25 protein-coding genes are annotated in these 26,656 nt (G+C 72.3%); 16 read left to right on the forward strand and 9 right to left on the reverse strand.

The features are described from left to right. Positions 1-1,400: serine/threonine protein kinase (locus D455_RS30055; protein WP_040684792.1), on the forward strand; the 1,400-nt coding region annotated here is incomplete at its 5' end. A 108-nt stretch (positions 1,401-1,508) separates the two neighbouring features. Here the strand turns inward: D455_RS30055 and D455_RS0111125 are convergent. Beyond that, on the reverse strand, positions 1,509-3,707 hold the full coding sequence (locus D455_RS0111125) for a S9 family peptidase (RefSeq protein WP_017570803.1): 2,199 nt from the start codon (positions 3,705-3,707) through the stop codon (positions 1,509-1,511). A 162-nt stretch (positions 3,708-3,869) separates the two neighbouring features. Here D455_RS0111125 and mshB point away from each other — a divergent pair, with 162 nt between their 5' ends. Both mshB and D455_RS0111135 read left to right on the forward strand, forming a co-directional pair. Further along, entirely contained in the window at positions 3,870-4,760 is an 891-nt protein-coding gene (gene mshB, locus D455_RS0111130; RefSeq protein WP_193789427.1) for an N-acetyl-1-D-myo-inositol-2-amino-2-deoxy-alpha-D-glucopyranoside deacetylase, read from the forward strand. A gap of 114 nt (positions 4,761-4,874) precedes the next feature. After that, positions 4,875-5,435 carry a hypothetical protein gene (locus D455_RS0111135; protein WP_017570805.1) on the forward strand — a complete coding sequence of 187 codons (561 nt, stop codon included), beginning with the start codon at positions 4,875-4,877 and terminating at the stop codon, positions 5,433-5,435. Positions 5,436-5,493: 58 nt separating this feature from the next. Here D455_RS0111135 and D455_RS0111140 read toward each other — a convergent pair whose 3' ends face one another. The 3 genes from D455_RS0111140 to D455_RS35315 form a co-directional block, all read right to left on the reverse strand. Further along, the gene (locus tag D455_RS0111140; RefSeq protein WP_017570806.1) at positions 5,494-6,627 is read right to left on the reverse strand and encodes a peptidase M50; all 1,134 of its coding nucleotides are present in this window, start codon (positions 6,625-6,627) and stop codon (positions 5,494-5,496) included. Positions 6,628-6,787: 160 nt separating this feature from the next. Then, on the reverse strand, positions 6,788-8,146 hold the full coding sequence (locus D455_RS0111145; protein ID WP_026122524.1) for a hypothetical protein: 1,359 nt from the start codon (positions 8,144-8,146) through the stop codon (positions 6,788-6,790). Between the two features lie 228 nt (positions 8,147-8,374). After that, the gene (locus D455_RS35315; RefSeq protein ID WP_083922203.1) at positions 8,375-8,632 is read right to left on the reverse strand and encodes a putative acetyltransferase; all 258 of its coding nucleotides are present in this window, start codon (positions 8,630-8,632) and stop codon (positions 8,375-8,377) included. A gap of 183 nt (positions 8,633-8,815) precedes the next feature. On the opposite strand from D455_RS35315, the gene fdxA reads away from it, so the two are divergent. Together fdxA and dapC are read left to right on the forward strand one after the other, a co-directional pair. Further along, entirely contained in the window at positions 8,816-9,136 is a 321-nt protein-coding gene (gene fdxA, locus D455_RS0111150; RefSeq protein WP_013154907.1) for a ferredoxin, read from the forward strand. 171 nt (positions 9,137-9,307) lie between these two features. Beyond that, positions 9,308-10,423 (forward strand): succinyldiaminopimelate transaminase, encoded by a 1,116-nt coding sequence (gene dapC / locus D455_RS0111155; protein ID WP_017570809.1) that lies wholly within the window; start codon positions 9,308-9,310, stop codon positions 10,421-10,423. Between the two features lie 288 nt (positions 10,424-10,711). On the opposite strand, the gene D455_RS0111160 is transcribed toward dapC, so the two are convergent. Then, positions 10,712-11,608, reverse strand: a complete 897-nt coding sequence (locus D455_RS0111160) for a hypothetical protein (RefSeq protein ID WP_017570810.1) — start codon at positions 11,606-11,608, stop codon at positions 10,712-10,714. Positions 11,609-11,797: 189 nt separating this feature from the next. Here D455_RS0111160 and D455_RS0111165 point away from each other — a divergent pair, with 189 nt between their 5' ends. From D455_RS0111165 to D455_RS0111195, 7 genes are all read left to right on the forward strand, one after another. Further along, positions 11,798-12,634 carry a 2,3,4,5-tetrahydropyridine-2,6-dicarboxylate N-succinyltransferase gene (locus D455_RS0111165; protein WP_017570811.1) on the forward strand — a complete coding sequence of 279 codons (837 nt, stop codon included), beginning with the start codon at positions 11,798-11,800 and terminating at the stop codon, positions 12,632-12,634. A 349-nt stretch (positions 12,635-12,983) separates the two neighbouring features. After that, positions 12,984-14,048 (forward strand): succinyl-diaminopimelate desuccinylase, encoded by a 1,065-nt coding sequence (gene dapE / locus D455_RS0111170; protein WP_017570812.1) that lies wholly within the window; start codon positions 12,984-12,986, stop codon positions 14,046-14,048. Between the two features lie 410 nt (positions 14,049-14,458). After that, complete coding sequence (locus D455_RS0111175) at positions 14,459-15,247, forward strand: LOG family protein (RefSeq protein WP_017570813.1); 789 nt, start codon at positions 14,459-14,461, stop codon at positions 15,245-15,247. A gap of 33 nt (positions 15,248-15,280) precedes the next feature. Continuing rightward, positions 15,281-15,898 carry a hypothetical protein gene (locus tag D455_RS35320; protein WP_241480230.1) on the forward strand — a complete coding sequence of 206 codons (618 nt, stop codon included), beginning with the start codon at positions 15,281-15,283 and terminating at the stop codon, positions 15,896-15,898. A 225-nt stretch (positions 15,899-16,123) separates the two neighbouring features. After that, the gene (locus tag D455_RS0111185; protein WP_017570815.1) at positions 16,124-16,732 is read left to right on the forward strand and encodes a hypothetical protein; all 609 of its coding nucleotides are present in this window, start codon (positions 16,124-16,126) and stop codon (positions 16,730-16,732) included. A gap of 492 nt (positions 16,733-17,224) precedes the next feature. After that, positions 17,225-17,392, forward strand: coding sequence for a DUF3117 domain-containing protein (locus tag D455_RS32830; protein ID WP_017570816.1), 168 nt, complete (start codon positions 17,225-17,227; stop codon positions 17,390-17,392). 153 nt (positions 17,393-17,545) lie between these two features. Continuing rightward, complete coding sequence (locus D455_RS0111195) at positions 17,546-19,027, forward strand: leucyl aminopeptidase (protein WP_017570817.1); 1,482 nt, start codon at positions 17,546-17,548, stop codon at positions 19,025-19,027. Here D455_RS0111195 and D455_RS30065 read toward each other — a convergent pair. Further along, positions 19,024-20,094, reverse strand: coding sequence for an alcohol dehydrogenase catalytic domain-containing protein (locus D455_RS30065; RefSeq protein WP_017570818.1), 1,071 nt, complete (start codon positions 20,092-20,094; stop codon positions 19,024-19,026). The genes D455_RS0111195 and D455_RS30065 overlap by 4 nt on opposite strands. Before the next feature lie 91 nt (positions 20,095-20,185). Next, positions 20,186-20,821 (reverse strand): DsbA family oxidoreductase, encoded by a 636-nt coding sequence (locus D455_RS0111205; RefSeq protein ID WP_017570819.1) that lies wholly within the window; start codon positions 20,819-20,821, stop codon positions 20,186-20,188. 93 nt (positions 20,822-20,914) lie between these two features. Between D455_RS0111205 and soxR the strand changes: the two genes are divergently transcribed. Next, positions 20,915-21,364 (forward strand): redox-sensitive transcriptional activator SoxR, encoded by a 450-nt coding sequence (gene soxR / locus D455_RS0111210; RefSeq protein WP_017570820.1) that lies wholly within the window; start codon positions 20,915-20,917, stop codon positions 21,362-21,364. Between the two features lie 411 nt (positions 21,365-21,775). Here soxR and D455_RS30070 read toward each other — a convergent pair whose 3' ends face one another. Together D455_RS30070 and D455_RS0111220 are read right to left on the reverse strand one after the other, a co-directional pair. Continuing rightward, positions 21,776-22,864, reverse strand: a complete 1,089-nt coding sequence (locus D455_RS30070; protein WP_083922206.1) for a pentapeptide repeat-containing protein — start codon at positions 22,862-22,864, stop codon at positions 21,776-21,778. 264 nt (positions 22,865-23,128) lie between these two features. Beyond that, on the reverse strand, positions 23,129-23,716 hold the full coding sequence (locus D455_RS0111220) for an O-methyltransferase (protein ID WP_026122525.1): 588 nt from the start codon (positions 23,714-23,716) through the stop codon (positions 23,129-23,131). A 451-nt stretch (positions 23,717-24,167) separates the two neighbouring features. On the opposite strand from D455_RS0111220, the gene sigE reads away from it, so the two are divergent. The 3 genes from sigE to D455_RS0111235 are packed head-to-tail and all read left to right on the forward strand — an operon-like array spanning position 24,168 to position 26,535. Continuing rightward, on the forward strand, positions 24,168-24,782 hold the full coding sequence (gene sigE, locus D455_RS0111225) for an RNA polymerase sigma factor SigE (protein WP_083922204.1): 615 nt from the start codon (positions 24,168-24,170) through the stop codon (positions 24,780-24,782). A 2-nt stretch (positions 24,783-24,784) separates the two neighbouring features. Next, positions 24,785-25,477, forward strand: coding sequence for an anti-sigma factor family protein (locus D455_RS0111230; protein WP_026122526.1), 693 nt, complete (start codon positions 24,785-24,787; stop codon positions 25,475-25,477). Beyond that, positions 25,474-26,535: a hypothetical protein gene (locus D455_RS0111235; protein ID WP_017570824.1), complete on the forward strand. Its 1,062-nt coding sequence runs from the start codon at positions 25,474-25,476 to the stop codon at positions 26,533-26,535. The genes D455_RS0111230 and D455_RS0111235 overlap by 4 nt, the downstream gene beginning before the upstream one ends. The last annotated feature ends 121 nt before the right edge of the window (positions 26,536-26,656 follow it).

Raw genomic sequence — 26,656 nt, forward strand, 5'->3', positions numbered from 1 at the left:
CCGGCCCCAAGGTGCTGGACTTCGGCATCGCCCGCGCCGTGGAGGGAACCGCCCTCACCCGCACGGGCGGTCTGATGGGTACCCCGGGATGGATCGCGCCCGAGCAGTACGCTGGCCAGGAGGCCACCGGCCGGTCCGACATGTTCGCCTGGGCGGGTCTGGTCGCCTTCGCCGCCACCGGCCGGGACCCCTTCGGCAGGGGATCCGTCGACGCGGTGTCGTACCGGACCCGCAACGAGGAACCGGACCTGGACGGGGTGCCACCCGAACTCCTGGACACGGTGCGGCGGGCCTTCGACAAGGACCCGGGGCGTAGGCCCGGAGCGATCGAGGTGCTCACCGAGCTCACCTCCGGCTGGAACGCCACGCAGGTGCAGCCGGTGCGGGACGTCCCGGCCACCGAGCTCGTTCCCGGCCTGCTCGCCACCGAGTGGCGCGGAGTGAGCGCGCCCGCGCCCCGGCGGGTGCGCCGTCGCGGCCGGACGCCGCTGTTCGCGGCGCTCGCCGTCGTCCTGGTCGCGGCGCTGGTCGGAACCTGGTTGGTCGTGCGCACCGGTGAGGAGCGGGAGGCCGCGAGCGGGGGCGGCGTCACGGAGAACGGCACCACCACAGGGGAGGGCACGGGGACCGGGGAGGAGGACGGCGGGCGGCCCACCGTCCAGACCGACCCCGAGAACGTGGAGGCGGTGGTGGCCGAGGCCATCGATCTGGCACTCGGCGCGTCGAGCCACCTCGGCTACTCCATGGACGGTTCCAGCGAGCGCGGGCCGGAGAACCCGGTTCTCTACTCCTACACGGAGGACCCCGAGCCACGGTACCGGCAGGTCAGCCACGCCGGACCGGCCATCTACACGCTCCTGGAGATCGGGGAGGGGCCGGACGACGTCCTGGCGCGCACGGACTCGAACCTGGGCACCGAGCCTGTCGAAGGAGACTTCTACCGGCCCGAAGACCGAGAGGAGGAGCCGAGAGCGGATTGGGTGACCCAGGTGGAATCCCTCGAACAGATCTTCGGTGAGGAGAGCCAGATCTCTTACCAGGGAGAGTCAGCACCTCCCGCCAACGACTACGCCGACTACGTCATCGGGGACTTTGACCTGAGCGGGCGCACGGGCCACCACTACACCGGTACCTACGTCGGTGACTCCGACCGGAGTGCGAACCCGGAGGAGGGGGCCGAGATCACCTTCGACCTGTGGATCGGCGACGACGGTTACCCGCAGCACTTCCAGACCTACCAGGGTTGGGAGGGAGAAGGTGTCAGCGGTACCTACCTGGACGGCCACTCCACGGTCGTCGGCTTTCTCCAGTTCAACGGGCCGGTGGAGATCCCGGTCCCGGACGAGTCGGAGATCGCCGCGTCCGAGGAGGCGGCGCGCCCGGACATGGGAACCTCCTGAGTCGAGCCCGCCGCTCCCCGGTGCCGCGCGCACTCGCGCACGGCACCGGGGGCACGGCTTCCCTGGCTTCACCCGAACGGGGAGACCGCCGCCCGCTCGCCGGCCCCGCTATCCCTCGCCGCGCAGGTTGTCCTTCAGGAACTCCACCTGGAGCAGCATCAGGTTCTCCGCGACCGTCGGGTCCGAGGGCGAGTGCGTCACCCCCGACAGCGGCAGCACCGTGTGCGGGCGCCCCGCCGCCATCAGCGCCGACGACATCCGCTGCGTGTGCGCGAACGCCACGTTGTCGTCCGCCAGGCCGTGGACCATCATCAGCGGGCGCTCCAGCTTCGCCGCCTCGTCCAGCAGCGAACTGCGCTCGTAGGCGCCGGGCTCGCCCTCCGGGGTGCCCAGGTAGCGCTCGGTGTAGTGGGTGTCGTACAGCTCCCAGTCGATGACCGGCGCGCCCGCCACCGCCGCGTGGAACACGTCGGGACGGCGCAGTACCGCCAGCGCCGCCAGGTACCCGCCGAACGACCAGCCGTGGATGCCCACGCGGGACACGTCCAGGAACCCGAACCGCTCCGCCGCGTCCGCCAGTGCCGCCACCTGGTCCTCCAGCACCGGCGCGGCCAGGTCCAGGTGGACGCTCTGCTCCCACTCCACACCGATCCCCGGCGTGCCCCGGCCGTCCGCGATGAGCACCGCGAACCCCTGTTCGGCGTACCACTGCGCGGTCAGGTACGCGCCGCGCGCGTTCAGCACCCTTTGGGCGTGCGGACCGCCGTAGGGCGCCATCAGCACCGGCAGCGGGCGCTGTTCCTCCCGGTACCAGGACGGCAGCACCAGGGCGGTCGGGATCCTCCGCTCACCCGCGCGCCAGGTCCGCACGCGCGGCTCCGGCAGGTCCGGGGCCTCCGCGAGGCTCTCGATCTCCGAGCAGGACCGGCGCGTCTCGGTGCTGGCACCGCGCAGCACCATCGTGCGCACGCCCGGGAAGTCCATCGACCGGTGCTGCACCACCAGGGTGTCGCCGCGCAGCCGCCCCGAACGCACACCGCTGTGCGCTCCCGAGTCGGGTGACCTGCTGCACCCGTGCCCGGGTACCTCCACCGGCGCGGACAGGCCCGTGTCCAGCTCGACCAGCCACAGCGACACGTCGCCGGGGCTCCCCGCGGGCGAACCCGAGTACAGGATCCGGTTGCCGTCCACGTCCACCACGCCGCGCACGTACACGTCGGCGGGGCTGACCGCGTTCCCGCCGACGTACACCCGGCGCTCGCCCCCGGCCTCGCGGCCGATCCACACCAGATCGCCCGCGCCCGTGTGGGCGGGCACGCCCGGCATCAGTTCGACCCACACGCCGTCGGTCTCCTCGCGCACCTCCGCGACCAGGCCGGTCGCGGGGTCGCCGCTGAACAGGGTCAGCGTGCGCTGGTCGCGGCTCTGCGCGGTGAACACCACGGTCGGCGTGCCGTCGGGCCCGGTCGTCCACCCGACCGTGGCCAGGTAGGGCAGGGCCGCGCGGTCCCACTCCACCCAGACGGGAGCGGGCCGCTCGGCCCCGCGCGCGCCGACCGGGAACACGGCCAGGCGCACGTCCGCGTTCACGCCGCCCGCGGGCGGGTAGCGCAGGCCGGTGGGCTCCTGGCCGGGGTTGCCGGGGTCGGACACGTACCAGGTGTTCACCTCGGACTCGTCCACGCGCGTGACGGCGAGCGAGGAACCGTCCGGGGCCCACCAGAAGCCCCGGTAGCGCCCCATCTCCTCGGCGGCCACCAGTTCGGCCAGACCCCAGGTGACGTTCGGGCCGTCCGGTTCGGCCACCAGCCGGTCGCCGTGGTCGGGTTCGGCTGCGGCGATGTCGATGACGCGCACGGCTCCGCCGCTGACGTAGGCGATCCGGTCGCCCGCCGGGCTGATGCGCGGGTCCACGACCGGGGTGACGGCGGGCAGTTCGCGGGGCGTGGTGTCGTCGCCGACCAGGTCGACGTAGAACAGCCGGCCGGACAGGGTGAACACGGCGCGGGTGAACGCGTCGTCCACCGAGTACGACACGATCCCGCCGCCGCTCTCACGCAGCCGTTCGCGGCGGGCCCGCTCCTCCGGGGGGAGGTTCTCGTCGTCGGCGCCCAGGGACCGGGGGTCGGCGAACACCTCGGACGTTCCCGATCCCTCCGCGTCGTGCACCCACAGACACGTGGCCGTGTCCACTCCGTCGCGTCCCCGGAGGAAGGCGACGCGCCGTCCGTCCGGCGAGATCTGGAACGCGCGTGGAACACCGATCGTGAAGCGCTGGGTACGGGCCTGTTGGCGAGGAAAACTCATGGGGACGATTGTGTCCCATGCCGCACGTGTCCGGGTGGCCCCTCCCCGGTGGCCGGCCGTCCCCGACACGGGGGGAGGCCGCCGGCCGCGGGACGAAACGGCCCGAGGGCGAAGTACGCGATGCGCGGGTGGGACGCGGACGCGACCGGTATCGTTCGCTACGTGATGGACAGGCGACTGATGATGGTGCACGCGCACCCGGACGACGAGAGCATCGTCACCGGTGCCACGCTGGCGAAGTACGCGGCGGAGGGGGCCGAGGTCACCCTCGTGACCTGCACGCTGGGGGAGGAGGGTGAGGTCATCCCGGAGGACCTCGCGCACCTGGCCTCCGACCGCGAGGGAACCCTCGGCGAGTACCGGATCGGCGAACTCGACAAGGCCTGCCTCGCCCTCGGCGTGCGCGACCACCGCTTCCTGGGTGGTCCGGGCCACTACCGGGACTCGGGGATGATGGGCGCGTCCACCAACGACCACCCGAAGGCGTTCTGGGGCGCGGACGTGGAGGAGGCCGCCGCGCTCCTGGCGGAGACCATCCGCGAGGTCCGCCCGCAGGTGCTGGTCAGCTACGACGAGCACGGCGGCTACGGGCACCCCGACCACATCCAGGCCCACCGGGTCGCCCGCAGGGCCGTCATGCGGGCCGCCGAGCGGGCGGTGCCCGGCACGCCCTGGCAGGTCCGCAAGCTCTACGCGATCGCCCAGCCGGTCTCACGCATCGAGGAGTCCATCGCCCGGCTCAACGAGGAGGCGGGCCCCTTCACGCCGCCCTCACAGGTGTCCGACATCGCCCGGGGGACCCCCGACACGGCGGTGACCACCCGCGTGGACGCCACCGACCACTGGGCGGCCAAGGCACTGGCGATGCGCTCCCACGCCACCCAGATCACGGTGGAGGGCGAGCGGTTCGCGCTGTCCAACGGGATCGCGCAGGAGATCGACGCCGTCGAGTACTTCACCCTGCTGATGGGTCCGACGCCGCGCACCCACCACGGCGAGTACGAGACCGACCTGTTCGCGGGGCTGCCTGCGTTCCCGTCCGGTCGGAAGTGACTTCCGGGGGCGGCCCCGGCGGCGGTGCCGGCCCCGGACGGTCGCGGCCGGGCCGCCGGGGGCCTGCCGCGTTCGGCGCCAACGGGTGGGGACGAGCGTCTACCCTCGACTCCTGTGAGCACCACACCTGAGACCGCCCCGCCCGCGAAGGGCGAGGGCACCCCGGAGTTCCTGTCCCCGGTACTGACGGGCGCCACCTTCGTGGTCCTGCTGCTGTTCGGTGCCCTGGTGGGGGTGGTCTCCACCACCGGTGCGGGCTGGCTGACCCTGTACTGGGAGGCGGGTGCGGCGTCCAAGGGCGTGACCGTGCTCGTACTGCTGGTCTTCCTGACGCTGCTCTACGCCGCCTGTCGCCTGTGCGCGTGGGGCAGTCGCCGCGCCTCCGGGGCGGTGGCCTTCACGGTCGGCTACCTGGTCATGGTCATCGCGATGGTCGGCTACATGCCCGGCGGGGACCTCGTGCTCACCAACCACATCATGCACAACGCGTACCTCTTCGGGGCGATGTTGGTGCTGGTGTTCGCGGTGATCCGCAGCGGCGTGTTCTCCTTCGTGGGGCCCGGACCGGTCGGCGCCGGGCCGGGGAACGCCCAGGGAGTCGGCACCGAGCCCGGCGGCGGGCGTTACCAGCGGGTGCGCCCCTCCCCGCAGGCGCGCCCCTGGCGGCAGGGCTGATCCCACCCGTCGCCCGCTGCCGCTCGCCGTGGGCGCCTCCCGTGGTCGCGGTCCGGGGTCAGGCCGCCCAGAACTGGAGGAGCAGCTCGCCGTAGAAGACGATCCCGCGGAACACCGGGTTGGGCAGCAGGACGTCGAACAGGGAGTAGACCGACCTCACGAGTACGTCGTTGAGTCCGGGGAACCACAGGATCGCGAACACGGCGACCGAGCCGAACAGCGCGTTGATCCGGGCCACGGACACCCACCTGCGGCGCGTCCATGCGGCCAGCACCTCGAAGCCGTCCAGCCCCGGGACCGGCAGCAGGTTGATCAGGGCGGCCGTGAGGTTCGCGAAGCAGAGGAAGGCCATCGCGGCGATCGCCCAGTTGGTGGTGTCCTTGCCCGGAGGCACCAGGATCGACACCGCGGCGGCGAGCGCGGCGGCCAGCAGGAGGCTGGCCAGCGGCCCGGCGAGCGCCACCATGGCGCGGCGGCCCCGGGACGGGATGCGGTCCCAGTCCACGTAGGTGGGCGGGCCGGTCATGCCGAAGGGGCCGAGGCACAGGTAGATCGAGGGCAGGACCAGACCGGCGAAGGCCTGCCGGTAGGCGAACGGGTTGAACCGCAGATAGGCGCTGCCGCGCAGGGACCGGTCACCGGCCAGGTAGGCGGTGAGCGCGTGCGCGAACTCGTGGACGGCCAGGGAGGCGATCCACCCGAGCAGGATGAGCAGCGGCGGGATCAGCGGGGTGACGCTGGTGCCCGCGGCGACCCAGTCCAGTTCGACGGCGGTCCACGACAGCCAGCCCGCGAACCCCGTCAGGCCCAGCAGCAGGACGAACACCGGGCTGGGCAGGAAGTCCGCCCAGCTCTCGGTGCGCGTGGAGGCCGGGTCCTGCTCGGAAGTCCCCTCCGCGTCCGTTTCCTCCGTCGCGGCCTCGCTGACGTCCCCGGAGCCCTCGTCGGCCTCGGCGGTCCCGGTGCCCTCGCCCTCCTCCGGAGCCTTCTCGGGGCCCGCGCCAGTCGCGGTCGCCTCGGGGCCCTCGCCGGCCTCGGCGGTCCCGGTGGTTTCCGTGTCCTCGGAACCCCCACCCAGGTTCGGGCGGTTGAGGGCGTCCTCCGGCATCTGCTCCCACGGGTCGGCGACTGCCCCGCCGGATTCGGGCACGTCGGTCGTCTCCGCCTTGCGCGGCGGCTGGGGCGCGGGCATGGTGCTCCTGCTGGTCTCGGGTGGTTCGCGCTCCAGGTTAGGCCCTGGTCGGCACCTTCTCGCAGCGGGTGGCCGATGAGGGGAAACGCTCCGGGAAGGCGCCAGAGCACCTGTGCGGAGCCCAGGTGACAGGATCTGACCAGGCACGCACCCAGGAACCTCAGACCACGGCCCGGGGCGCCACCGCCGACTGGTGCAGGCTGGCGATCGCGAACGCCCGGCCCGGGGCGGTCAGCTCCCGGCGTCCGGCACCGTCCTCGCCGGTGAGCAGCCCCAACGTCTCCAGCAACCAGCTCACCGCCATCACCAGCGCACGCACCTGGTCCGACGCGGCCTCGGCCGTGCGCCGGTGCGAGGCCGCGTGCCGTCCCGAGGCCACGGGCGGTTCCACCGGCACCCACCCCGACTCGGTCAGCGCCCTCTCGGCCGCCTCCACGTCCGTCTCGCCGCGCCGCGCGTGCGAACCGGTGCCCTGCGGGGTGCGCGTCAGCAACATGCCCAGCAGCGTCTCCGCCGCCGCCTGCTCCAGGCCGCCGGTGCGGCACAGGGTCTCGGTGGCCGCCTGCCACAGCGCCCCGGGGTCCTCCCGCAGCTGCCGGCCGCGCCGGGTCAGGACCAGACGGCGGCCCGACCGGCGCACCGCCCGCATTCCCCGCAGCGCCTGGTGCAGGGCGATCAGCTGGGTGGCGTCGGTCTCACTGCGCGGCGGCTCGGGTGTGGTCCGCCATCCGAAGTCCACGCACATCTGCCGCACCACGCTCGGTGAGATGTAACCGATCTGGGTGAGCGCGATCCCCTCCGCCGCCAGGTCCAGGAGCCGTTGCAGCGGGGCCATCGCCGCCTCCGCTCCGCGCGGCACGTCGGCGCCCGCGATGATCTGTCCCACCAGCGGCCACAGGCGTTGGCGGTGCGGCTGCGCCGACGAGCTCAACCAGGCCCGCACGCGCTCCTCGCGTATCCGGTCCAGATGGCTCAGCCCGCGGTTGTCCGGCTGGGTGAGGAACGACCGGGCGAAACGCTCCTGCGCGGGCCGCCACCCGCGCTTGCCCGGCCGCACGTCGCCCAGGGTGATCGCCAGCTCCAGCGCCGACGCTGTCTCGTGCCGGGCCCGGATCTCGGCGTTGCCGACCGCCGTCCCCCAGGTCAGCTCGGGCAGGTCCGGCGGTTCCGTACCCGACTCCCACATGAGCCGCTCGTACATCGCCAGTCCCGCGGAGTGGTCCTCGCCGTAGACGGTGAGCAGGGTCGCGGTCTCCGGAGCCGAGCAGATCTGCGAATACCGGTGCAGCTGGAGGAGGGCGAAGAGGGAGCTGAGGGAGCGGACCGCGAACAGCCGGTCCTCGGCGGAGTCGTAGCGGGCCGGTAGTTCGAACCAACAGAACCGCTGGACGGCGTGCTGGTTGAGTCTCTCGATCTCCTGCTCCGGCGCCAGCGTGTCCAACGCGGCACGGGCCATCTCGGCCGCCCGCTCGTCCCGGCGGGCCAACTCGGCGAGGGCGGACGCTACTGCTTCGCGCATGACGGGCGCTCACCACCTCCCCGCGTACCAAGCGCCCGTTCCGCGTGGATGTGACGCCGGGGGGCGCGATGCTTCGTTCTCGGTCCCTCGGCGGGCTGGTCTGGACCCACTCCGGGATGTGCGTCTTCTACCCCGCACAGGGCGAAGAATGCCTCTGTTCAGGCGCGACATGCGCGCCGGGCGCCGACCGCCGGACGGACGGCGCCTCGCTCTCGTGGACCCCGGGGTTCAGGGCGTCCGCGGCGGCTGCCCGCCGCGGCGTCGGGGGGGTACGGGGGGAACGACACGGCTCGCGGCGATGGTCGACTCCACGACCTCCACCGCGGAGCCGTCACGTCGGCGCATGGTGAGGACACCGCCGTCCCAGGACTCCACGACACCGACGATATCGGTGAAGCCGCCCTCAGGGAGGCGGATTCGTACAGAGACTCTCCGACCGACGTCCTCAGGGGAGATCCTGTGGACGAGACGCCCTCCCATGTGCAAGGAAATGCCCCCCGATTGTGCGCTCGATGTTCTCCGCCGTCATACTAGGACCACGACATCTGTGCCAATCGCTTGCAGAGCCCGGGAACAGGGGCAGGGCGCCCGCACGCCGTGCCGGCCCGGGAGCCTGCGAAGATCCCCGCCTCCCCCGTGGGACAGCGGGGGTGAGACAAGGAGTACGACGTGACCTACGTCATCGCGCAGCCCTGTGTTGATGTGCTGGACAAGGCGTGCATTGACGAGTGCCCCGTGGACTGCATCTACGAGGGCGACCGCATGCTCTATATCCACCCGGATGAGTGCGTTGACTGCGGCGCGTGCGAGCCGGTCTGCCCGGTGGAGGCCATCTACTACGAGGACGACCTGCCCGAGCAGTGGTCCGACTTCTACAAGGCCAACGTCGATTTCTTCGACGACCTGGGCTCCCCGGGCGGCGCCTCCAAGGTCGGCAAGATCGACCGGGACCACCCGCTCGTGGCCAAGCTGCCGCCGCAGGCCGAGTAGCCCGCGGTGCGCCGGGCGGGGTCCCGGCGCACCGACCGTGTGAACGCCCGCCGCACCCCCATGGCGCAGAGGGTGCGCGGGCGCGGTCAGCGGCGTGTGCCCTCGCGCCGACCCCCGTGGCGGGGTCGGCGCGATTCCTGTGAAGACCCGACCTGGACGGAGTGTGCACCGATGGCCGAGCGGCGACCCGTGGCGGACCGGCTCCCGACCTTCCCGTGGGACCGGCTGGCGCCGTACAAGCGGAGGGCCTCCGAGCACTCCGGCGGCATCGTCGACCTGTCCGTCGGTACCCCGGTCGACCCGGTGCCCGCCATCCTGCGCAAGGCCCTCGCCGACGCCGCCGACGCGCCCGGGTACCCGCAGACCTGGGGCACCCCGAAGCTGCGCTCGTCCATCGTGGGGTGGCTGGAACGCCGCCACGGCGTGCGCGTCGCCGAGGGCGCGGTCCTGCCCACGGTGGGTTCCAAGGAACTCGTGGCCTGGCTGCCCACCCTCCTCGGCCTGGGCGAGGGCGACACGGTCGTCCACCCCGAGCTGGCCTACCCCACCTACGACATCGGTGCACGCGTCGCCGGGGCCACCCCGGTGGCCTCCGACGGCCTGACCGCGCTCGGCCCCGCGCCCGTGGGACTGGTGTGGGTGAACTCACCGAGCAACCCGACCGGCCGGGTCCTGGGCACCGCGCACCTGCGCAAGGTCGTGGAGTGGGCGCGTCAGCGCGGAGCGATCGTGGCCTCCGACGAGTGCTACCTCGACCTGGGATGGGACGGCACCGAGCCGGTGTCCATCCTGCACCCGGACGTGTGCGGCGGCTCCCACGAGAACCTGCTGGCCGTGCACTCCCTGTCCAAGCGCTCCAACCTCGCCGGGTACCGCGCCGCCTTCCTCGCCGGTGATCCCGCCCTCGTCGAGGAGCTGCTGGCCGTGCGCAAGCACGCCGGGATGATCGTCCCGGCCCCCGTCCAGGCGGCCATGGGGGCGGCCCTGGACGACGACGCGCACGCCGTCGAGCAGAAGGAGCGCTACCGGTCCCGCCGCGCCAGGCTCCGCGAGGCCCTGGAGGGCGCGGGGTGGCGGGTCGAGCACTCCGACGCCGGGCTGTACCTGTGGGCCGGCCACCCCGACCACGACGCCTGGGGCGCGGTCGCCCACCTCGCCGAACGCGGCGTCCTGGTCGCTCCCGGGGACTTCTACGGCCCCGCGGGGGCGGGCCACGTACGCGTGGCGTTCACCGCCACCGACGAGCGTGTGGAGGCCGCCGCCAGGCGCCTGGCCCGAGGGGCGTGACCGCGCCGCCGGGAAGTGGGCGGCCGGTGGGGTGCCAGAGGTCGCTGCCGGGTTTCCCGGTGAAAGGCGGGGCTGTTGGAGCGCCCGAGGCCCTTGTCGTGCGCTGAGCGGGGGCGGGTGACCAGTGGGGCACCTGGCCTGAGTGGGAGGTGGACGTCCGGTGGGGCCCGGGGCTGGGCGAGGAGAGGGTGCCTGGTGAGGTTCCTGGGTGCGCCGCCGCGTCTCCGAGTGGGTGTCGGCGGCGGTGTGTCCGACAGCCGGACGGGGCCCGTGCCCGGGCCCGTCGCCTCATGACTGGGGATCCGGCTCCAGGACGACGCGGCCCCCGGTGCCGGTGCCTTCGGTGGTGGTCCAGGCCTCGGCGTCCTCGACACCGTCCGACGCGCTCCACCGCTGGTCGCCGTAGGCCACCGACGTCAGCCCGTACTCGTCGGCGTGCGCGACCGCCCACAGGGCCATCGCCCATCCCAGGTCACCGGTGCGCGGGTCCTCGTCACCGGGCAGCGGCAGATCCGCCGGGTCCGTGCCGAACACCCGTGCCATCTCCTCCCGGGCGGCGGCCGGGTCCGCCTCGGCGGCGCGCAGCTCCTCCAGCCCCGCGGCGTCGTACCAGCACGTCAACGCCGCTCCCCGTGTTCCGGTGAGGACCTCGGTCATCCGCTCGGACAGCATCTCGTGCTGGTCGTAGGCGTAGCCGTCGGCGCTGCGCTGCACCGCCTGGGCCGCCTCGTACACCGGGAGGTCCCCCCAGCCCTCCACCTCCGTCAGCGCGTCGTAGAACGCCGCGCTGGCGTAGACCTGGTCGAGGATCTCCTCCGGGTCGCCCCACTCCTGGGACGGCCGCTGCTGGAACAGCCCGAGGGAGTCCCGGTCGCCGTACTCCACGTTGTGGAACGACGACTCCTGCCACACCGTCGCGTAGGCGACCGTCACGGCCTCCGGGGGAAGGTCCCGGCTGAACGCCACACCGCCCACCGTGGCCGCGTTCGCGGCCTGTGGGACCTCCATCACGTACTCGCCGTCCGACAGTGTCAGGCGGCAGCCCGGCTCGGGCGGGGGAGTGGCGTCGATCGGCTCGAACGTGGTCAGCACGTAGTACGACCCGGCGACGAGGGTGCCGCAGACGAGGGTCAGGGCGAGCAGGATCTTGACGAAGGCGGAGAACCTCCGGCGCTTACTGGGCACAGGCGAACCAAGGGTCGGCGACAGATGGGCGCGCTGTCCGGAAGGGAGCGTCGCGCGGGGGCGCGCGCGGCGCCACGGCCGAATTGTAGCCGTCGCCACGCGGAGTACCAGGGGCCGCCGGAGGAGGCGACCGGCACATCCGGACCGGGATTCCCCCCTGCCCCCGGCGAGCGGCTAACGTGGGTGCACATGACCAGCTCGTACTCCAGTCCGCTGCCCGTCCAGATCGACGAACTCTGGGAGACCCGCTCCGAGCTCACCCCCGGCCACACCGAGGCCCGTGAGACCATCATCGGCGCGATCGACCAGATCGACGAGGGCAAGGCCCGTGTGGCCTTCGTCGACCCCTCGACCGACGAGGTCGTGGTCGACGAGCGCGCCAAGCGTTCCATCCTCCTCGGTTTCAAGGTCCTGGAGATGAAGGAGTCGCACGTCGGCGACTTCTACCACCACGACCGCGTACCGCTCAAGACCCGTTTCGACGGCGTCCGCGTCGTCCCCGGCGCGATCGCCCGCTGGGGCGCCCACATCGCGCCCGGCGTCGTCCTGATGCCGTCCTTCACCAACATCGGCGCCCACGTCGGCTCCGGCACGATGGTCGACACCTGGGCCACGGTCGGCTCCTGTGCCCAGGTCGGCGAGAACGTCCACCTGTCCGGCGGCGTCGGCGTCGGCGGCGTGCTCGAACCGCCGCAGGCCTCCCCGGTGATCATCGAGGACGACGCGTTCCTCGGGTCCCGCAGCATGGTCGTCGAGGGCGCCCGTGTGCGCAGGGGCGCCAAGCTCGGCGCGGGCACCATCCTGACCTCCTCCACCCGCGTGTTCGACGCCGAGACCGGCGAGGAGCTCGCGCGGGGCGAGGCCCCGGCCTGGTCGGTGTGCGTCACCGCCAACCGGACCAAGAGCTTCCCCGGCGGCGACTTCGGCATGCCGGTGCTGCTCGTGCTCAAGCGCCTCCAGGAGGGGCAGGAGCACGACAAGCTCGCCCTGAACGACCTGCTCCGCGAGCACGGCGTCAACGCCTGAAGCACCCGGACGTCCGAGTGTCCGAGCGTCTGGCGGGCTGCCCGGGACCGTCACCGGTGCGGCGCACGGGGTTCCGTCCGCGTTGATCCTGTCCCTGTAGCCCGCCTCGACCGCCGAACCTCGTGGTAAGTACACGATCGTCCACGAAGCGCCGGGGCCGGAACCCCCGTGGTCGGCCGCTGGCGGCTTCCGTCGGCTGTCACCGGGGCGTCCTTCGTACGCGGAGGGCGCCCCGGCCGTTTCGGCGCGGTTTCCGTCCGTCCCCACGATTGCCCCAGACTGTAGGGACAGCGCGCTCCGGGGAGACGTCTCCCAGGAGCCTCCCAACCTCACCGAAACGGGGCGACACATGCTGGACCTGACCTCGGACGCGGCGGTGCTGACCGCCTCCCTCGTGGACATCCGTTCGGAGAGCGGCGACGAGAAGGTGCTCGCGGACGCGGTCGAGGACGCCCTGTCGGCCCTGCCCCACCTCACCGTCAGCCGCGACGGCGACGCCGTGGTCGCGCGCACGGACCTCGGGCGTCCCCGCAGGGTCGTCGTCGCCGGGCACATCGACACGGTCCCCATCGTGGACAACGTGCCCTCCCACACGGATGACGGGCGTCTCTACGGGTGCGGGACCTCCGACATGAAGGCCGGTGTCGCCGTCCAGCTCAGGATGGCAGCCCTGGTCACGGAACCCGTGCACGACGTCACCTACGTCTTCTACGACAACGAGGAGGTCGACGCCTCCCGCAACGGCCTGCTCCGCATGGCGCGGAACCACCCCGACTGGCTGGCCGGGGACTTCGCGATCCTCATGGAGCCCACCGACGGCGTCATCGAGGGCGGGTGCCAGGGCACCATGCGCGTGGAGGTCACCGCCAGGGGCAGGCGTTCCCACAGCGCGCGCTCGTGGATGGGGGAGAACGCCATCCACGGGGCCGGGGCGATCCTGGACGTTCTGCGCGCCTACACGCCGCGTGAGCCGGAGGTGGAGGGGTTGCGCTTCCACGAGGGGCTCAACGCCGTGTTCATCGAGGGCGGGGTCGCGGGCAACGTCATCCCCGACGAGTGCGTGGTCAAGGTCAACTACCGGTTCGCCCCGGACCTGTCCGTCGCCGACGCCGAGGCCCACCTGCGGGAGGTCTTCGACGGGTTCGGGGTCGAGGTCGTCGACGCCGCCGCTCCGGCCCGGCCGGGGCTGGACGATCCCTCCGCGGCGGCGTTCGTCGACGCCGTGGGGGAGGGGAACGCCCGCGCGAAGCTCGGCTGGACCGACGTGTCCCGCTTCTCCGAACTGGGCGTGCCCGCCGTCAACTACGGCCCCGGGGACCCGATGCTCGCCCACACCAGGGACGAGTACGCCGAGATCGCCAAGATCCACGAGGCCGAGGAGCGCATGGTCTCCTGGTTGAGGGGCGACCGCTAGGCGGTGTTTTTGGACCTTCGCTCCGCTTCGGTCCGTGTTCGGGCGCCCGGAGCACGGGAACCCTCGGCGCCTACGACGGGTTCGCCCGTTCCTCACGAATCCGTCTCCGGCCCTCCAGAACCCCGTGGGCGCCCGAACCAACCCCCACAAGCCGAGACCGGTCCAGAAAACAGACCCCAGGGCCGCCAGGCCTTCGGGCCGCGGACGCCGACGTCCGGTCATGGCCGCGAACGCGGTGAGGGCCGGACGTGTCGTCGAACACGCGTGGCCCGGCCTTCGCGGCACATCGGATGTGAAGGCGCTCTGACCGGTCCCGACACGGGTGATGACGGCGAACCGTCCGTTCGCGGCCACGCGCGTGACACGTGTGGTTGAGGTGTGAGCCGGTTTCACGCGGATAGCTTTACGGCATGACGGAAGAACCACAGGAGAACGTACGACGCGCGGGGCCCCTCACCTACCGGGGCCGCTCCATCCCCAACACCACCACCGACCAGCGCCTCCTCGACCAGCGCGGTCCCACGGACTGGGTACACACCGACCCGTGGCGGGTGCTGCGCATCCAGTCGGAGTTCGTGGAGGGCTTCGGCCTGCTCTCGGAGCTTCCCTCGGCGGTGAGCGTGTTCGGTTCGGCCCGACTCCGTCCGGGGAGCCACTACTACGACCTCGGCGTCCAGATGGGCGCCAAGCTCGCGGAGGCGGGATACGCCACCATCACCGGCGGCGGACCGGGGATGATGGAGGCCGCCAACAGGGGCGCCCAGGAGGCGGGCGGGCTGTCCGTGGGGCTCGGTATCGAGCTGCCGTTCGAGCAGACCCTCAACGACTACGTCGACGTCGGCGTGACCTTCCGGTACTTCTTCGTCCGCAAGACGATGTTCGTGAAGTACTCGCAGGCGTTCGTGGTCCTGCCCGGCGGCTTCGGCACCCTGGACGAGCTGTTCGAGGCGGCCACCCTCGTGCAGACCAACAAGGTCACCCGCTTTCCCATCGTGCTCATCGGTACCGAGTTCTGGGGCGGGTTGCGGGACTGGATCGAGAACAGCCTGTTGGAGAACGGGCTGATCAAGTCGCACGACATGGAACTGGTCCAGGTGACCGACGACCTCGACGAGGTGGTCGACATCATCCGCAAGTCGCACCTGGACATCGCCCGCCAGCACGAGCAGTCGGAGGAACGGCCCGGACCCGAGCAGTAGGGGGACGGTGACGGGTGTGGCACGATCGGTTTCGTGCCTGTTCTCATCATGGTCCTCGTCGCCGCCGCCGCACTGGCCGTCCTCGTCGGTGTCGTCTTCATCGTGCTCGGCAAGGGCGGCCAGCTCGCCCGCTTCGAGGCCGACTACCCCCCTCTGAACCTGCCCGACGACCGTCCCGTGAAGGCGCACGACCTCGGCCGCATGATGCTGCCCCTCGCCCTGTGGGGTTACCACGTGCGCGCCGTGGACGAGATGCTGCTGCGCCTCACCGGCACGCTGCGCGAGCGCGAGGAGCGCATCCAGGACCTGGAGTGGCGCCTGTCCCGCCTCGACCCCTCCTACCTTCCGGAGGGGACCGGCCCGCGGCCAGGATCCGGTCTGCCCGGTGACGCCTACGCCCCCGAGGCGTGGGGTCCGGGGAACGGTTCGGGGAGGACGGGCGACGCCGCCACCGGGTCCACGTCCACCGGGGCCACGGCCGTCCGGACCACGGCCCCGAGGGGCGGAACCAGTGCGGCGACGCCTGGGGGGACGACCTCCGAGGGGACCGCGTCCGCCGGGGCACCGGCCGGCGAAGCCGCCACCGACGGAGCCACCGCCGAGGGGACCTCCGACTCCGGCGACACGTCGGCCGGTGACGATCGTCGGTGACCGGCTGCCTCCGGCGCCNGGCGCCCGGCCGGGCGCCGGAGGGGTTTCGGAGTTCCCGCGGTGGCGCGTTCCTGACCTGGTGTTCGGTTGCCCGTATGCCGTGCGTCACAGTGCCCGTGCCCTTCTTGGGCGAATCCGCTGGGTTCGCGTGCTCTATCCTCAGTCGCTGTATCCGCGTATCCCCGCTCCGTCGGAGTGGGTGCAGCACCGTTGAGGATGGCGAGCATGGACACAGCAGCCGAACTGGAGTCGGGAGCCGACGACGGGCACGAGGGGCCCGCATCCTCCGCGACAGCCGCCTCCCCGGTGCAGCTGTCCCTGTGGCCGCCGCCCCGGTCGTCCCGGCACAACAACAGGCGCCGTCGCCAGATCGGAGTTCTGGTCTCGGTCGTGCTGGCCGTCCTCCTGGTCGGCGGAGGGGCCACCGCGTGGGCTCTGCTGGCGAACGGCGAGCCCGCGCAGGAGGCCGTCGCGCCGGCCGAGGACTTCGTCGGTGCCTGGTCCGGTGAGATGGTCCAGGTGGACACCGAGGGCGAGCACGTCGCCGACTGGCACGCCGAGGTGCGGATCGAGGAGGGCGCCGAGCGCGGCAGCACCGCATGGACGACCTTCGCCTGCTCGGGGACGCTCGTGCTGTCCGCGGGCGACAACGCCCGCCGGGTCTACGTCTACACCGAGACCGCGGATCCCCAGAAGCGGTGTGTGGACGACGCCGAGTTGACCGTGTGGCCCTCCGCGGACGGCGGTCTGAGGGCGGAGTGGTCCTCGGTCACCGACGAGGGCACCAGGATGACCTCGACGGGCGACATGGCCGCGACGGGCGACCTGGGCTGATCCGGTCAGTCGGATTCCCTCCGCCTGGCCAACCGCTTCGATGGTCGAAAATCTGCTTTGTCCAGAATTCGCCTGCTTCGGGAAGCCAGAACGGCGACTCCCGGGGAAAGGACCCGTGGTCTGGGACGAAAGCGCAGGTCACGGTTGTTGTGAGAGTGCCACCGGGCTCCGGGGTCAGGGCCGTCGTCCCGCGGTGGCGGGCTGGGCGTGACCTCGTGCTCTCACCGAGTTTCGGTCAGTACCGATATAACCTTACTGACCGACGTTTCCTCGTTGGCTGCTGGCGACGGCCCGGCTGGCCTCCGGCGCACACACGGGGGCGAACCTCCGAGATAATGGTCGAAGAGTGATTCCCGTCCCTCAAGCCACGCGGACGCGAGTCACGCGGAACCGGCCTACGGCTCCGGAGCCGAGACGGGCCAAGCGGATCGGCGCCGGTGCTGTGGGTCGGCCCCGGTCACCCGCGAGGAACACCTAGAAAGGGGAGATGGCATGGCGGCGATGAAGCCGAGGACCAGCGACGGGCCGATGGAGGTCACCAAGGAGGGTCGCGGCATCATCATGCGGGTCCCGCTGGAGGGAGGCGGACGCCTGGTCGTCGAGTTGACGCCGGACGAGGCGACCGAACTCCGGGACGCGCTCAAGGGTGTCGTCGGCTAGGTCGTGTTCCGGGGCCGTTTGGGGCTCACCGCTCCGAGGGCACCCGCCGAACACCGCCTAACGGCATCACGTTCTTCCCCCACCCCGGGCCGGAACGCCCGACGACCCCCGAGGTCGTAGACCCCCAAGACAGCGAACGATTGTGAGCGACCTGTGCCATTCGCCACGGAGATCCACCCCCAGACGGGGGACCTCGCCGAATCCACCGCGGACCTGCTGGCCATCCCCGTCCTCTCGGGAGACGGCGGGCCCACGGTGGACGAAGGGGTCGCCGAGAGTGGTCTGACACGGGTGCTTCCGGCTCCGCTCACCGACCTGTTCGCGCACTACTCACTCACCGGCAAACCCGGTGAGACGGCGCAGTTCCCGGTGTCCCGGGAACAGGGACTGGTACGACTGGCGCTTCTGGGGGTCGGATCGGGTTCCCCCGACGACCTCCGGAAGGCCGGTGCCGCCCTGTCCCGGGCCGCCCGGGGCAACGAGCGTGTGGCCCTGGCCTGGCCGGGTGTCGGCGGCGACGCCGCCACCGCCTTCGCCGAGGGCGCCCTGCTGGCCTCCTACACCTTCCACCTCAAGAGCACCGAACCCCCGGCGGACAAGCGCCCCGCCCCGGTGATCGAGGTGGTGGGCGCGGGCACCGGCGACCTCGCCGACGCCCTGGAGCGCGGGACCCGGCTGGCCGCGGCCACCGCCCTGGCCCGTGACCTCATCAACACCCCGTCCCTGACCAAGGACCCCGTGTGGATGGCCGCGCGCGCCAGCGAGGTCGCCGCGGACTCCGGTCTCCAGGTGCGTGTCTGGGACGAGGCGGAGCTGGAGAGCGACGGTTTCGGCGCGATCCTCGCCGTCGGCCGGGGGTCCTCACGCCCCTCCCGGCTGGTCCAGCTCTCCTACACCCCCGAGAACCCCACCGCGCACGTGGTGCTGGTCGGTAAGGGCATCACGTTCGACACCGGTGGTCTCTCTCTCAAGCCCAACGACAACATGTCGCTGATGAAGACCGACATGAGCGGTTCGGCGATCGTGCTCGCGGTGCTGTCCGCGCTGTCGGCCGTCGGCGCCTCGGTCCGGGTGACCGGCCTGCTGGCGCTGGCGGAGAACGCCTTCGGCGGCGACTCCACCCGGATCGGCGACGTGCTCACCACCTACGGGGGCACGACCGTGGAGGTGCTCAACTCCGACGCCGAGGGGCGCCTGGTCCTGGCCGACGCCATGGGCTACGCGGTCGCCGAGCTGGCGCCGGACGTGCTCGTGGACGTGGCCACGCTGACGGGCGCGGCCAAGGTCGCGCTCGGTACGGGCATGGGCGCCCTGTACAGCACCGACGACGCGCTGGCCGCCGAGATCGAGACCGCCGGTCAGGCCTCCGGCGAGCCGCTGTGGCGGGTGNAGGAGTACGCCGAGACGACGAGGTCGCGGGTGGCGGACCTGGCCAACATCGGGACCCGCCGCGAGTTCGGTCCGGCCGGCGCCACCGACGCGGCCCTGTTCCTGCGCGAGTTCACCGGCGACGTGCCGTGGGCCCACCTGGACATCGCCGGCCCGGGCCGGTCGATGAAGGAGAGCGGCCTGCTCAGCAAGGGCGGCACCGCCTTCGCCACGCGTACGCTGCTGCGCTGGCTCGCCGAGCGCTAGACCACCCGAGGAGACCCCGGCCGCACGGACGCGGCCGGGGGAGGGTGTTCATACGTGCGCTCTCCCGAAGCCGGTCCCCCGGCTCGGCTGAGCGCGCTCGCGACGACCAGGGCCGCGGCCCCCGCACCGGCGGCGAGCGCGAAGACGGCCGGGTACCCCGCCAGCAGGCCCGCGGAGAGCACGGCCCCGGCGACGCCGAGCAGGGCGGACGTGCTCAGCGAGTCGAAGACCTGGAGCGCCGAGCTGTTGCCGCCCTGCTCGTCGGGGGCGGACAGGGACAGCACCGTCGACGAGATCCGCGGGTACGCGATTCCCATGCCCGTCCCCATCAGGACGCACCCGAGGGCGACGCCCGCGAGGGGGAGCACCTCCCCGATGAGTCCCAGTCGCGCCGCCGACCGGTCGCTCCGGATCCATCGGCAGCCCAGGTCCCGGACGAGGCCCATGTCGACGATCGTGCCGATCCTGTCGGGGTCGGAGACCAGGCGCACGGCGGTCCGGAGGTTCTCGTGACCGGCGGTGTCGAAGGCCGCGTCGACGCCCTCGGGGGCGGCCTTCCGGACGCGGTCGAGTTGGCCGTCGCCGTACCCGACGGCGACGGCGCCCAGGGAACGCACGTACTCCAGGTTGGCCGCGCTCGCGGTGCCGACCACCCGTGCGCCGCGCTCGACCGCCAGCTGGACGGCCATCGAACCCACCCCGCCCGCCGCACCGTGGACCAGCAGCGTCTCCCCGCGCGTCACGCACAGGAGTTCGAGCGCGGTGTGCGCGGTCTGCCCCGAGGCGGACAGGGCGCCGGCGACCGGCCAGGGGATCCCCGCGGGTTTGTGCGCGATCTGGTCCGCGGGAACGGCGACGTACTCGGCGTAGCAGCCGAGACCCCGGAATCCCGCCACCTCGTCGCCGGGGGAGAAGCCGTCGGCCTCGGGGCCGACCTCCTCGACCACGCCCGCGAACTCGTTGCCGAGGATCTGGGGGAACCCGATCACGGCGCCCGGGGGAACCCATCCACTCCGGATCGCGGCGTCGGTGGGCTGCACTCCCGCCGCCCGGACACGCACCAGCACCTCGTCGGGCCCGTTGCCGGTCGGGGAAGGTTTCGCTCGGTGAGCAGGTCGGCGGGTCCGAAGCGGTCGATCGCGGCGGCTCTCATCGTGGTCATCGGACGGCCCTCCCAGCGCCCAGGAGCGCGACCAGTCCGTCCTCGGAGCGGTGGCCGCTGAGGGCGCGGTCCCCGCTGACGAAGGTGGGGACGGACCCGATACCGCGCGCGACGGCGGCGCGGTGGTCGGCCTCGACCTCCGCCAGGAGGTCGTCGCCCGCGAGGAGGTCGTCGACCTCCTCGCCCCCGATCCCCCAGCTCGCGGCCAGCCGCCGCAGCGCGACGGGGTCGGTCAGGTCGTCGTTGGCGGCCAGGTGGGCGGTGAAGGCGTCGTCCCACGCGCGGTGGGCGTCCACACCGCGGGCGGTCGCGTACTTCAGCAGGCGGTGCACGGGGCGCGAGTCCACGCTCCGGACCTCGTCCATGTCGATGGTCAGTCCCTGGGCTCCGGCGGCGTTCGTGACCCTGGACCGAAGCGCCTCCCACCCCCTCTCGTCCATGCCCCACGAGGTCAGGGCCGTCTCACGAACGGTCGGGAACGCTCCCTCCGGACCCGCGGGCTCCAGCAGGAAACTCCGGTGCTCCACCACGGCCTCCCGGTCGAGGCGGTCCAGCACGGACCGGAGCCGCCGGTGTCCCATCCAGCACCACGGGCACCGGACATCGGCCCACACGGTGATCGTCGTCGCCATGTTCGCCCACTCTCCCTTGCGCGGTCAGTACGGTGTCCAGCAGACTTCATCAAGTGGACTTGACGTTAAGTCGTTGACGGGGAGGTGAGGCGTGTGCCGCAACTGGATCCCGATCTGCTGTGGCTCAAACCGGGCCAGGTCGCCGAGCGGGCGGGGGTCGCCGTGTCGGCGCTGCACTACTACGAGAGCCTCGGCCTGATCCGCAGCCGGCGTACGGCCGGGAACCGCCGCGAGTACCGGCGGGGGCCGCTACGGACCATCGCGTTCATCCGCACGGCCCAACGCCTCGGCGTCTCGCTGAGCAGGATCAGGGAGGCCCTGGAACAGCTTCCCGAGGAGGGGCTGCCGACCAAGCGGGACTGGGCCCGGATATCGCGGCAGTGGTACGACGAACTGACCGAGCGCATCGAGGAGCTCACCGCCCTGCGGGACCGGTTCTCCAACTGCATCGGCTGCGGATGCCTGTCGTTGACCGCGTGCCCCTACTCGAACCCGGACGACGTCCTGGGCCGGGAGGGGGTGGGCGCACGCCGCTTCCCGTGACGGTCGAGGGCATCGCCGGGTGCTGGGCGAGCGCTGGTCGACTGGCCCCGCACACCCGGCCCTCGTCGGCGATGACGCGTTCGGCGTGTTCCAGGATACGGGTCCCGTGGCCGCGGCGCCGCGCTCCGACGGTCACGTTGACGTCCGCCCCGGCCAGGTGCAGGTCGTCCCGGTCGCTGAACTCCAGCAGGAGCGGGCCCACGATCGCGCCCTCCTCTCCGTGGGCCGCGTACGCCTGAGCGCGCTGCTGGCCGCGTCGGTCCCGGTCCCCGTGTCCGGAGAGCACACCGCGCAGGGTGTCCGGGGACAGGACCGAGGCCGTCCGGGGGTCGCGGTCGACGAGCACGGCCGCGCGCATGGCCGTGTACCAGGCGTCGAAGGCCGTGGGATCGGTGCTGTCGATGCGGCCGATCACCGTGGTTGGTCCTTCCGCCCGAGGGCGTGGTCCCACGCGTCGGGGACGAGGAGGACCCCGGGCACGGCGTGCGAGTGGACCTCGGCCAGGCCTTCGGGGCACGGGCCGCGGGCGTCTCTGAAGATCACCATCCCACCGGTGAGGCGGGCTCCGCGGAAGGACACCACCCCGTCGGCGAAGCGGGCCCTGACGAAGTTCACCACTCCGCCGCCGAAGCCGGCCAGGCCGAAGACCACGTCTCCGCCGGTGAAGCGGGCCTCGACGAAGTTGACCGCGCCGCCGGTGAAGCGGGCTCCGAGGAAGTCCACCCTCCCTCCGGTGAAGTGGGTTCCCACGAAGTCCACCGTGCCGCCGGTGAAGTGCGCACCGGAGAAATCCGCCATCCCGTCGGTGAAGCGGGCTCCGTCGAAACGCACCCTTCCACCGGTGAAGTGGGCCTTGGACAGGTCGCCGTAACCGTCGAAGACGACGTGGGTGAAGTCGTAGTCCCTGCCCCGCCAGCGGGTCTCCTCGCGCAGGTGGTCGCCGATGAGGCGGATGACGGTGCGGTGTACCTCCCGGAAGGCGACGAACTCCTGTTCGCGAACGCGGTACTCGGCGACCTGGTCGTCGGTGGCGCCCCCGGGCGGCGGGGCGGGCCTGGGGTGGTGGGGCATGCGCAGGTAGGCGCACAGCACGTCGATGACCATCTGCACCAGGTCCTCCCGGCCCTCGGGCGCGTCGTCGGCCAGCCGCGCCAGGGTGTGGACCCCCGCCAGGCGCACGGCGGCGTGCTCACTGTCCAGTTTCGCGCTGGCGGTGTCGAAGCCCGCGGTGAACAGCCTGGCCGCCTCGCGCCGTTCGCCCTGGTCGGAAGTGCGGTGTCCGGGGGTGCGGCGGCGACGCGTTCCGGAGAGGATCAGCGTGAGCGCCACCGCCAGGGCGGCGAGCAGACCCGCTCCCAGGAGCACGCGCCAGAGGGGGAGGTCCTCGGGCAGCAGGTCCCGGAGGAGGGTGAGCAGGGGCCAGGCGGTGGCGGTGAGCGCGGGGAGCACCACGGCCGTGAGGGCGATGCCGGTCCACTGGCGGGGGGTGGGGGAGCGCATGGCCGTCACGGTAGACCGTCCGGGACGGGGCGGCGGAGTCGGTGGTGGGTGGAAGGCCGTCCGGGCGGGGAGGGGGGTCGTCGCCGGGACCGGTGGGTGACCGGTCGCCGTGGCTGGGCGCGGGACGGAGGCAGCGCGAAGTGGGCGGGCCCCGGGGACCCCCCGTCTTCCAGCTTCCCCCGAACGGAGGGCGCGCCGGTAGTCCCCGTCGACAGCTGTGGACAACGCCCACCGGGCCAGGGGACGGCCGTCGCCGGGCGGCCGTCAGCGGATGGCGGCCAGCAGCCCCGAGCCGACGGGCATCAGCATGGGGACGAACCCCTCCTCCTCGCGCACGCGCCGCATCACCTCGCGTACGGCGGTCTCGCGCGGGTCGGGCGCGCGCAGCGGCCCGTCCGGCTCGCTGGAGGTCACCATGGCGCCGTGGAACACCGCCATCCCGCCCGGGCGCAGCAGGCGCAGCGCCTCGTCCAGGTACACGGGGTAGGACTCCGCGTCGGCGTCCACGAACACCAGGTCGTACCCGCCGTCGGTCAGCCTCGGCAGCACCTCCAGGGCCGTCCCCCGGATCAGCCGGGCGCGTCCGGGCCCGAAACCCGCCCGGGAGAACGTCGAGCGCGCGTAGTCCTGGTAGGCGGCGTTGGTGTCCACCGTGGTCAGGATCCCGTCCGGCGTCATCCCCCGCAGCAGCCAGATCCCCGACGTGCCGCACCCCGTGCCGATCTCCACCACGGACCGGGCGCCGATGGACGCGGCCAGGAAGCGCAGGGCCGTACCCGTCGCCGCGTCCACCGGCGGCGCCGACGATCGGCTCCCCGCCTCGTAGGCGTCCGCCAGGGGCTCGTCCTCCATGGCGTCCCGCTCGAACCGGGCCTGCTCGGCGCGGACCCAGGTGATCCGGGCCGCTGTCTCCTCCGGACTGGCGATGACGGCCTCCCGCTGCGTGGTCACATGTCTGGTGGGGTTCTGACCAGGAGATGGTCACCCACCGTAGAATGACGGTCGCGGCCAGGTCATGTCCCTGGCAGAAGACTAGCGTCTCCGGTCGGTCCGGTGCCCACGTACCGGACACCGTGTCCGGCACCGGGTTCCTTCCGCCGCGCCGCCCCGGAACCCCGGGGCCGTCCCAACGATCTCAGGGGTACCAGGAGCACCCCGGGAAACAGAGAAGTCGGAACCGGACCGAACTCCGAGCGCCGCGGCGGGAACTTAATCCGCGTATCCAGGCGTTGAAACGGGATGAACGTACGTTGATCGCCACGAAGCAAACTCCCCCCGACCAGCCTGGCGGCGAATCGACGGGATGAAGGGAGCAGCGGTGCCAGAGACCGGCCCTGCCGTGGAATTCGAGGCATGGGAACCCCCGAGCTGGGACGAGGTCGTTCGGACCCACTCCCCGCGCGTGTACCGCCTCGCCTACCGGCTGAGCGGCAACAAGCACGACGCCGAGGACCTCACCCAGGAGGTCTTCATCCGGGTCTTTCGCTCCCTGGCCAACTACACCCCCGGCACCTTCGAGGGGTGGCTGCACCGCATCACCACCAACCTCTTCCTCGACATGGCCCGCCGCCGGGCCCGCATCCGCTTCGAGGGCCTGGCCGACAACGCCGACGAACGCCTGGAGGGCCGCGAGCCCTCTCCCGCCCAGCGCTACGACGACCGGCACTTCGACGCCGACATCCAGTCCGCGCTGGACGCGCTGCCCGCCGACTTCCGCGCGCCCGTCGTCCTCTGTGACATCGAGGGCCTCTCCTACGAGGAGATCGCGGCGACGCTCGGGGTCAAGCTCGGAACCGTCCGCAGCCGTATCCACCGGGGGCGGGCACAGTTGCGCAGGGCCCTGGAGCACCGGCGGTCCCTGGCCGCCGAGAACGAGGCGCGCAGCGGTGGAAACGTGATCAACGGGGAGGCGGAGTGAGTATGGACCACCTCGGAGAGCGGCTCTCCGCGCTCATCGACGGCGAGCTCGGCCCGGTCGAACACGAGAGCGCCCTCATCCACCTGGCCAAGTGCGAGTCGTGCCGCTTCGAGGCCGACATGATGCGCCGCCTCAAGCGGCGCCTGCACGGCCTGTGTGAGCCCGAGCCCGACATGGACTTCATGGGACGCCTCACCAGCCTGTCCCGGGACCCGGGAGGCCATTCGGGCCACGGCCCCTCCGACCCGCCCCCGGGAGGAGCGGGGTTCGGCGCCCGCCCGCCCCTGGGCTCCTCACGCCCCCTCGGCGGCTTTCCCGGGGATGGCGGCGCGCTGTCCGCGGAGACCGTCCCGGCCCCGGACACGGCTCCGACCGAACCCGCCGCACGGCCGGACCGCCGACGCATCGGCTCCGACCGCATCGCGCACCTGTTCCCGGCCTTCCCGGCCTTCCCTGGCGGCCGTTACGCCGTCGCGGGCTTCGCCGTGGCCACGGCCCTGCTCGGCAGCGCGTTCGTCGCGGGCGGTGACTCCGAGGAGGCTCCCGTGGTCGAGCCTCCCCTGGCCGACTACGCGGTCGAGCACGCGGTGACCAGCCGCTACATCCCCGTGGTCGACGCGCCACCCCCCACCACGGCCGAGGCCCCTCCCACCACGGCCGAGGCCCCGCACGGCTCCGTCGAAACCACCCGGTGAGCGCGGAGGGACACTCCTCCGCGCACTCCGTTCCGGTCACACTCCTCGTCGTGGCGCTCCTGTGCGCGCTCCTGCTCACGGCCGCGCACCCCCACGCCACCGCGGTCCCCGCCGAGGGGCGGGATGACGGGATGTCGGTGCTGCGCCGCGCCGCCGCCGCGGAGGACGAGGTCGCCTACTCGGGCGTGCGCGAGGTGACCGGACCGGAGGGAACGGAGGGCCGCAGACTCAACGTGCGCGTGGTGAACAGGCCCGGTGAGGGCCTCGCCATGGCCCCGGTCGGTGACGAGGACTCCACGCTCGTGATCTCCCCCTCCTCGGCCCTGGAGTCGTTGGACGACCGCCTGCTGCGCATGCTCCGGGACACCTACGACGTCTCGGGCGCGGGCACCGCCGTTCTGGAGGGCCGCGAGACGCTCCTGGTGGAGGCCGAACGCGCCGACGGCACCGTCGCCGGACGGTTCTGGGTGGACACCGCCACCGGCCTGCTCCTGGGCAGGACCGTCTACGAGGCCGACGGGGAGCCCGCGCTCAGCGTCCGCCTCACCGGACTCGAACTGGAGGTGGGCGACTGGCCCGAGGGCGAATCCGGCGACTCGCCCTGGGGGGACACCCTGACCGTGGGCGAGCGCGACGGTCTGCGCGACGAGGGGTGGCCCCTCCCGGAGTACCTGGACTGGAACCTGCGGCTGGTCGACGCCCGGTCCACCGAGTACGCCGGACACCGCGTCGTGCACGCCGTCTACTCGGACGGGCTGTCCCAGGTGTCGGTTTTCACCCAACGTGGGAAGCTGGACACCGAACATTCCCCCACACTCCGGAACGGATACGTCGGAACCGGGGCAGGGGGAGGCAGCGTCACAACACAACACGGCACGATCTTCGGCGGTGACGCGGGCCAGTACCAGAGCATGTGGCAGGCGAACGGCTTCGTCTACACGGTGCTCGCCGACGCCCCCGCGGGGCTGGCCTCGTCAGCCGTGACCGCGCTTCCCGGGCCGGGTTCGGGTTTCTGGGCCCGGGTGCACCGCGGTCTGTCCCGGCTGGGGCTCCTCTAGGGCTCCGTCGGGGCTTCGTGCCGACCGGAAGCCAGAAGCGACATACGGAGCAGGTCTTGAGCGAGGAAAACGACCGTCCGGAACACGGGGAGGGGCCCGGACGGGCGACCCCGCCGGGCGG

It is taken from the genome of Nocardiopsis halotolerans DSM 44410, assembly GCF_000341065.1.
Taxonomy (GTDB): domain Bacteria; phylum Actinomycetota; class Actinomycetes; order Streptosporangiales; family Streptosporangiaceae; genus Nocardiopsis; species Nocardiopsis halotolerans.

Excerpts from the sequence above, each read along its gene's own strand:
- D455_RS0111125 (WP_017570803.1), bottom strand. The coding sequence starts at position 3,707 with ATGAGTTTTCCTCGCCAACAGGCCCGTACCCAGCGCTTCACGATCGGT.
- D455_RS0111140 (WP_017570806.1), bottom strand. The coding sequence starts at position 6,627 with ATGCCCGCGCCCCAGCCGCCGCGCAAGGCGGAGACGACCGACGTGCCC.
- D455_RS0111145 (WP_026122524.1), bottom strand. The coding sequence starts at position 8,146 with ATGCGCGAAGCAGTAGCGTCCGCCCTCGCCGAGTTGGCCCGCCGGGAC.
- dapC (WP_017570809.1), top strand. The coding sequence starts at position 9,308 with ATGGCCGAGCGGCGACCCGTGGCGGACCGGCTCCCGACCTTCCCGTGG.
- D455_RS0111165 (WP_017570811.1), top strand. The coding sequence starts at position 11,798 with ATGACCAGCTCGTACTCCAGTCCGCTGCCCGTCCAGATCGACGAACTC.
- dapE (WP_017570812.1), top strand. The coding sequence starts at position 12,984 with ATGCTGGACCTGACCTCGGACGCGGCGGTGCTGACCGCCTCCCTCGTG.
- D455_RS0111175 (WP_017570813.1), top strand. The coding sequence starts at position 14,459 with ATGACGGAAGAACCACAGGAGAACGTACGACGCGCGGGGCCCCTCACC.
- D455_RS0111185 (WP_017570815.1), top strand. The coding sequence starts at position 16,124 with ATGGACACAGCAGCCGAACTGGAGTCGGGAGCCGACGACGGGCACGAG.
- D455_RS32830 (WP_017570816.1), top strand. The coding sequence starts at position 17,225 with ATGGCGGCGATGAAGCCGAGGACCAGCGACGGGCCGATGGAGGTCACC.
- D455_RS0111205 (WP_017570819.1), bottom strand. The coding sequence starts at position 20,821 with ATGGCGACGACGATCACCGTGTGGGCCGATGTCCGGTGCCCGTGGTGC.
- D455_RS30070 (WP_083922206.1), bottom strand. The coding sequence starts at position 22,864 with ATGCGCTCCCCCACCCCCCGCCAGTGGACCGGCATCGCCCTCACGGCC.
- D455_RS0111220 (WP_026122525.1), bottom strand. The coding sequence starts at position 23,716 with ATGGAGGACGAGCCCCTGGCGGACGCCTACGAGGCGGGGAGCCGATCG.
- sigE (WP_083922204.1), top strand. The coding sequence starts at position 24,168 with ATGAAGGGAGCAGCGGTGCCAGAGACCGGCCCTGCCGTGGAATTCGAG.
- D455_RS0111230 (WP_026122526.1), top strand. The coding sequence starts at position 24,785 with ATGGACCACCTCGGAGAGCGGCTCTCCGCGCTCATCGACGGCGAGCTC.